The following is a 6214-nucleotide window of genomic DNA, read 5'->3' as shown; positions in this document are numbered from 1 at the left end:
CTTGTTGTGTGGTAACTTTAAAGTAATTCTTTCTTTGATATTTCCAATGGCTTTTTTCGTTTTAAGGGTATTTTTTCTTAAATTGATGACATTGAGTTTCAACTGACGGCAAAAGAGAGCCTGCGGCATGGGGCTTTGCCCCATTAAAGAGATACAAATAGTTCAATTTTGATAATTTCTGAATCAAAACTTCCTGAGCTCCAATCGGGCATAATCCGATTGTAATATTAGATGCTTCGATGTTAATTCTTTGACGCCGAAGCGTTGCTCCGTTCCGTTCATCCCGAATGGCAATAAGTCTTCAACTTTGCTGATTGGCATGACTACAAACAAGGAATCTCCGGTATATTCCATATTGTCGGTCTGACTGGTTACATCAACCTTCATCAGATTGATTGTATGCAAAGCCACGCTGTAATAAGCCCGTTCCGGAGCCTCTTCCACGCCGGACGCATATTCTATTTTCATGATCTGCCAGCGGCCATCCAGGTCTCCGTTGATCGGCATTTTTCCGCAGGAACTGACTATCAGAACCAGCAAAACCGCTATTATATATCTTTTCTTCGTATTTATTAAAGTCATCGTATCCATCCTGTTTTTCTGATTGTTAACATGCCACCGGCACTTTTACCCAACATCGCTCCCCGGTCTATACCCAGCGATCCTGTAAAGTCCCAGCCTTTTAACTGATGTGGCGTATAAATTAATTCTACTAATGCATTGCCATTCTTTTTGATCTCATAAAATGGTACGCCATAAGTACCCCAATTACGGGTAATTGATAAAAGGACACGATATTGCAAATCGACACACGGGGTTCCCATGATCCCGAAATGGTGTCCCTGCAGGCGATTGCTTTTAAAAACTATTTCTCCGTCGTTATTATAGATTGGAGACATAACCAACGGATTACCGATCCCCATCCCCCAATGCTGCCAACCGGTATAAATACCATGATTATAATAATTATCCGCACCACTTACCTGTTCCGGTATTTCCGGTGTATGATCCCAATAAACAGGACCGGTCTGGTCTTTTGTTGAAATATATTCGTAAACAAAACTGCTAACAATGGGATTCTTAGGAAAAGTAATTTCCACTCCAACCAGGCAATCCTTCCAACCATATTCACCGAACATCTGCGAATGGTCTTCAAAATAATGTTCGTAATAGGGACGGATTGTCCAATCTTTTGGTGCATACCAGGTCAATGAGAAATTCCAGCTGCCTAAATGATTTCCATAAATATTCGTTTGTTCTCCCATCGGCGTATCACTATTCCCGCCGCTTGGAATAAACACCTTAAAGAAATCCTTTATCCCGTTCGGCATATCGATCTTCTCATTTCCCCTAAACGCATTTCCTCCGAACTGAGCAGCCATTTCAAGCCCTCCTTCTAAAATCAACGGAAACTTCTCCCGGTTACCGATCTTCACATATAAATCTTTGGAATGATAAAGCACATGCTCCGTATGTTTACCGCCCGGAATCACAAAGTCCTTCTGCCAGCCGTCATCCGTAAACATTCCATAGGCAATATGACCTTTAAAAGCCAGCCAGCCTTTTGTACCCGGAACAAACGTATATTCTGGAATACCGATACGAACTTGCGGAATCGGACGGGCATTTCCCGAGAATGTCAAGCCACCGCTACTCAGTAACGGATTATTGAACTCGCTATGTCGTTCCTTGCTTCCAATGCTCACCTCCAGGCAACGATATTTCAGATCTGCATACAATTGTTGTACTACAAAAGTCGAAGTAAAATTATAGGCGACAGCCAGATCTGCCCCGAAAGCATACGAGAAACGTTTATCGCTTTCCAACTCCCGGAAGACACCTGCACGCAGATACCCGTTATTCTTTTCAATAGAGGACAACCCCTGCTTGTTTGCCGTCAGCCAGAAAGGAGTATGTTCGCCACCGCTAAAGTTGACACAGGTCTCAGTCCGATAACTCAGCCCTTTGGTAAATTGAGCATAAGAAATTAAAGGAAACATACATATACTTCCCAAAAGGATTAAATTAGATATAATTTTCATTTTTTATATAATATGAGGAGCTGATTTATCAATATCACCTTTTTTCAGTCTTTCATTTTTGAACCAGTACCCGAGGCTTATCTCCGAACACATCAGAATACGTATTCGCGAATCGACCAGTCTGCGATATTCCTCTTTTGCCTCCTCCGGGGTGAAATATACCGGACAGAGGTACATGAAGGTCGCATAAATGCGGTCAAGCGTTTCAAGCGTCAACGTGCCGTTCGGATGGTGATGGTCCAGTTTCGAAAGTGTGCGGCGGTCGATATGCAGACATTCAGACAATTGTCTGAATGAAAGTAATCTCCACCTTTTTTGTATTTTCCAAACTTCATCAGAAGCAATCATAATCCATTTATTAGAACCTATACCTACAAGTTGCCGGGACATCTCGTCTTATAGAGGGCATCTCCTCACGAAACAACCCGAAAACAAAAAAATAACTTTAATCTATGCTAACAAAACTTATGTTTGGTACATTCATTGATGTACCACCTTCAAAAATAAGAACTATATCTTTGATATCGACATGAAAGAACATGCTTCTCATAGATCATTTTCTCTATTGTTTAACAAAAAATAAACTAATGTTAGTATGAATCAAACCTCTTTTCCATTTCAGCCAAGCCGTTTCGCCTCATTACGGGCGACAACACCGGTTCCTGTTTCATGGGAAACGATTGTCAACGAACTGACAGGGCCGTTTCATAAAGCGCAAACTGAACTGTATCGGCAGACAATTGCTCGTTTGCACCAAGCGGAACAAGACAACGATAATTTGCTTCTCCCGAAGCTGAAAGCAGAAAAAGAACAAATCAAACAGGCCCAACCTGCCTTTATCGCTTCGGTCTCGCTCACAGGCGGACGTACCTCCGCACACATCACTGGTTATTCCGGGGTCATCATGGTCGACATTGATGACATCCCACCCGGGCAATTTGCCGAGACACTCGCCCGGATCAAAGCCGATCCTCATACCTTCCTCGCCCATACCACAATCTCCGGTGTCGGTATCCGGGTATTTGTCCGGATGGAAAATGCGGTCACAAAGCATGATTTCCTGCTTGCCTGGAAGACTGTCAATGAATATTATGTCCATCTGAGCGGTATCGGATATGACTTCAAATGCAAAAATCCGACCCGCATGTCTGTCATCTGCCATGATCCCGATACTCTCTACCGCCCCGACGCGCTCTGTTTCCCATTGCCGGACGAACAGACAGGCAAGCAGACAAGTAAGGTGGAAAAACGCGGCCGCAAACCCTCCGTTTCCCGGGCAGCCTCGACCGTGCGCCGCCTTGTTGAACAGGAAGGAATCGCCTACGAGGCGCACAGCCATAACGATTACATCTGCCGCTGCCTCTACTGGATGAACCGGTTCGGCATCCCGGAAAAGGAGGCTACGGCATGGGCACTCGATACGTTTGCCGATTACGATGCGGCCTCCGTCCGCTCTACTGCAAAAAGCTGCTATGCATTGACTGCCGAACATGCCACACAAAAGCTCCGCAAGTTCGAACAGACGGTAGCCGGTGGCACAACCCGCGCACGAGGTTGTGCCTCGGTCGAGGAGATGGAGCGTTTCATTGACGGTTACATGGAAATACGCCGTAACCGGCTCACCCAACAGGCGGAAATACGCCTGCAAGGCAGCAGTGAATGGCAACGCATGACTGACACCATAGAGAATTCCCTTTGGCGAGCCATGCAAAAAGAGGGTATCAATGCAGACCTTTCCCGCTTGCATACTTTGTTGACCAGCGACTTCGTGCCCGAATACCATCCGTTGACAGACTATCTCAATACCCTCCCGCCCTGGGACGGTACGAGCGACCCGATCGGCAAACTCGCCGCGATGGTGCATACCACAGACAACTCCCCTGAAAAATTCGCTTCCTACTTCCGCCGCTGGCTTGTGGGGATGTTGGCGGGAGCACTGGACGAACGGACTGTCAACCATGTCATCTTCGTGCTGATCGGCCGCCAGGGAAGCTACAAAACCTCTTTCATGCAAAACCTGCTGCCACCCTGTCTCCGGCGTTACTTCACGACGAAGACCAACAGCCAGCGGCTTGGCAAAGACGACCTGCTGACCCTCTCGGAATTCCTCCTGGTTAATTTCGAAGAGATCGACACCATGCGCCCGACGGAATTGAACCAACTCAAAGCAATGACCACCGCACTCTACATCGACGAACGACTTCCTTACGGCCGCAACAAAGTACGGTTGCCACACGTCGCCTCCTTCTGCGCTACCGGCAACAACCCGCTCTTCCTCTCCGACGATACCGGAAACCGCCGATGGCTTGTTTTTGAAGTGGCAGACATCGACAGTCCTTGGGAACATCCGATCAACCACGATGCCGTCTATGCGCAAGCAAAAGCCTTGCTCGACAGTGGTTTCCGCTACTGGTTCCAAGGTGAAGAGATCGACGAACTCAACCGCCGAAACCGGCGGTTTGAAACACCCAATCCTGCCAGGGAATTGATCCTTGCTTTTTATCGGAAACCTTACGGGTTGGAAAAAGGGCGTTACATCACAGCCAGCCAGATTGTCGCCCGCTTTGGTAACAGCATACGGCTGACAACCGGACAAGTGGGGCGCATCATGAAAGAACTTGGTTTTGAACGCTTGCATACCCGCAACGGTAACTTCTGGCTGATCGTCGAACGAACCACCGATGAGATCGCCACCATCTTGCCCGAACCGCAAGAGGAGGAAAAAAACGGGGGCTAACCTCCGGCCGTTGTGAAAGTTGTGAAAGTATTTACCCCCTGTTTGTAAACTTTGCAGGAAAATAAATAAATACCGGTCCCCTTTTAAAAGACACCCCGTATTTATTTGTATTCCCGGAAAGTTTACAAAACAGCCCTCACTGACTTCACGTCCTTCACACCATCCGGCCATCAGATTTTCAAATATTAATTTTCTATGATCAATTATCAATTCAATTATGATCTCTTATCCTCTCAAAAAATCAGACCTTGCCCGCCTCTACTTTCCTGAGCTGGCACCTCACCAGGCATGTAACCGCCTGCGCCGTTGGATCACCCGTTGTAAAGAATTGCATGAAGAACTACTTCTGAGCGGCTATTCGCCCACCCAGCGTTTCTTTACACCCCGACAGGTCCGGCTGATCATCCGTTACCTTGGAGAACCCGGCTGAAATGAATCCATGAATGGGCATCCTAAGAGGCCAAGAATGCCCATCCTTAGCCTCTTACAGTGGGCATTGTAAGCTTCTTAGGATGGGCATTCTAAAACAAAGGATGCCCACCGACAGATGCATGAAAAAAAAGCGGATGGATTTCCCTCCCTGCCGCATCATTCGGCATCACTGCCACCGGCCCCTTGCCGTATATTTGCATTGTAAACATTGTTAAACTATTAAATATCAAAAACGTATGCCGCAAGCTTTTTTAGTTCGCAAGTATACTATTCCGGGTGAAGAACCACGGAAAGAAGTATTCAAACCTGCCCCGTTTTATTACGGGACACTATCGACCGTGATGCCGCCGAGCAAATTGCAGAAGAATCGTCGCTCACCAAAGGGGATGTGCTGAACGTCCTGGACCGTTATCAACGCTATGTCATTCAAAACCTTCAAAAAGGTTACAAAGTAGAACTGCTGGGATTCGGGACGGTCTACAACCGTTTGATCACAGGGAAAGGCGTTGAAAAGGCCGAAGAGGTAAAAGCAACACAAATCAGAAGCATCGTCCCCGGTTTTACTCCTTCGTACACAATCCTCAATGGTACCCGCCGTTATTCACTCTTAGGTGAAAAAACTACCTTAGTAAAAGTGAACATCAACGGAACTCAAGTTCCTGAAGATGAAGGAGGTGGTAGTGACAGACCCGAAATCGAATAATTCATTAAATTTATAAACACATGCAACAAACCATTGAAGCCAATCCGGCACCTGAAAACCCCAAACACAAAATCTGGGGTATCGTGTTAAAGGTGATCGCCACCGTAGTAGCCACCCTTTTAGGAGCCTTGGGACTCCAGTCTTGCTTGTAGCCATGGTTCCTATCTGCGAAACCGTCCTGCAGGGCGAGATCGAACTCATGCGCCATGCCACTGAAAGTGTCCGCTTTATCGTGGTCCACTGTTCCGCCACCCGTTGCAATCGGCCTTATACAGCCGAACAGTTGGAACGCGACCACCG

Annotated in this window: 8 protein-coding genes and 1 pseudogene; 6 read left to right on the top strand and 3 right to left on the bottom strand. The window is 46.9% G+C overall.

What is annotated here, in order from left to right; genetic code table 11:
* Positions 1–183 precede the first annotated feature (183 nt).
* Genes DXA15_RS24330 through DXA15_RS24320 form a run of 3 tightly spaced genes read right to left on the bottom strand, consistent with a single transcriptional unit; the run spans position 184 to position 2432 of the window.
* Complete coding sequence (locus DXA15_RS24330; protein WP_128135756.1) at positions 184–591, bottom strand: lipocalin-like domain-containing protein; 408 nt, start codon at positions 589–591, stop codon at positions 184–186.
* Positions 579–2042 (bottom strand): capsule assembly Wzi family protein, encoded by a 1464-nt coding sequence (locus tag DXA15_RS24325; protein ID WP_128135755.1) that lies wholly within the window; start codon positions 2040–2042, stop codon positions 579–581. The genes DXA15_RS24330 and DXA15_RS24325 overlap by 13 nt, the downstream gene beginning before the upstream one ends.
* 3 nt (positions 2043–2045) lie before the next feature.
* The gene (locus tag DXA15_RS24320) at positions 2046–2432 is read right to left on the bottom strand and encodes a hypothetical protein (protein WP_233567608.1); all 387 of its coding nucleotides are present in this window, start codon (positions 2430–2432) and stop codon (positions 2046–2048) included.
* A 205-nt stretch (positions 2433–2637) separates the two neighbouring features.
* Between DXA15_RS24320 and DXA15_RS24315 the strand changes: the two genes are divergently transcribed.
* The 6 genes and pseudogenes from DXA15_RS24315 to DXA15_RS28135 form a co-directional block, all read left to right on the top strand.
* On the top strand, positions 2638–4779 hold the full coding sequence (locus DXA15_RS24315) for a VapE domain-containing protein (RefSeq protein ID WP_128135754.1): 2142 nt from the start codon (positions 2638–2640) through the stop codon (positions 4777–4779).
* A gap of 220 nt (positions 4780–4999) precedes the next feature.
* Complete coding sequence (locus DXA15_RS24310; RefSeq protein ID WP_128135757.1) at positions 5000–5209, top strand: DUF4248 domain-containing protein; 210 nt, start codon at positions 5000–5002, stop codon at positions 5207–5209.
* Positions 5210–5447: 238 nt separating this feature from the next.
* Positions 5448–5606 carry a hypothetical protein gene (locus tag DXA15_RS27400; protein WP_233567606.1) on the top strand — a complete coding sequence of 53 codons (159 nt, stop codon included), beginning with the start codon at positions 5448–5450 and terminating at the stop codon, positions 5604–5606.
* A complete protein-coding gene (locus DXA15_RS24305; protein WP_233567605.1) occupies positions 5600–5914 on the top strand; it encodes a hypothetical protein in 315 nt (104 codons plus the stop codon). Before DXA15_RS27400 ends, DXA15_RS24305 begins: the two co-directional genes overlap by 7 nt.
* Before the next feature lie 20 nt (positions 5915–5934).
* The gene (locus DXA15_RS25385; RefSeq protein ID WP_007658059.1) at positions 5935–6066 is read left to right on the top strand and encodes a smalltalk protein; all 132 of its coding nucleotides are present in this window, start codon (positions 5935–5937) and stop codon (positions 6064–6066) included.
* Between the two features lie 2 nt (positions 6067–6068).
* Positions 6069–6214 (top strand): annotated as a pseudogene (locus DXA15_RS28135) (N-acetylmuramoyl-L-alanine amidase); the annotation flags it as partial.

Source organism: Parabacteroides sp. AM58-2XD (assembly GCF_003463685.1).
Lineage (GTDB): Bacteria > Bacteroidota > Bacteroidia > Bacteroidales > Tannerellaceae > Parabacteroides > Parabacteroides segnis.
This window is presented reverse-complemented; position numbering and strand designations above follow the sequence as displayed.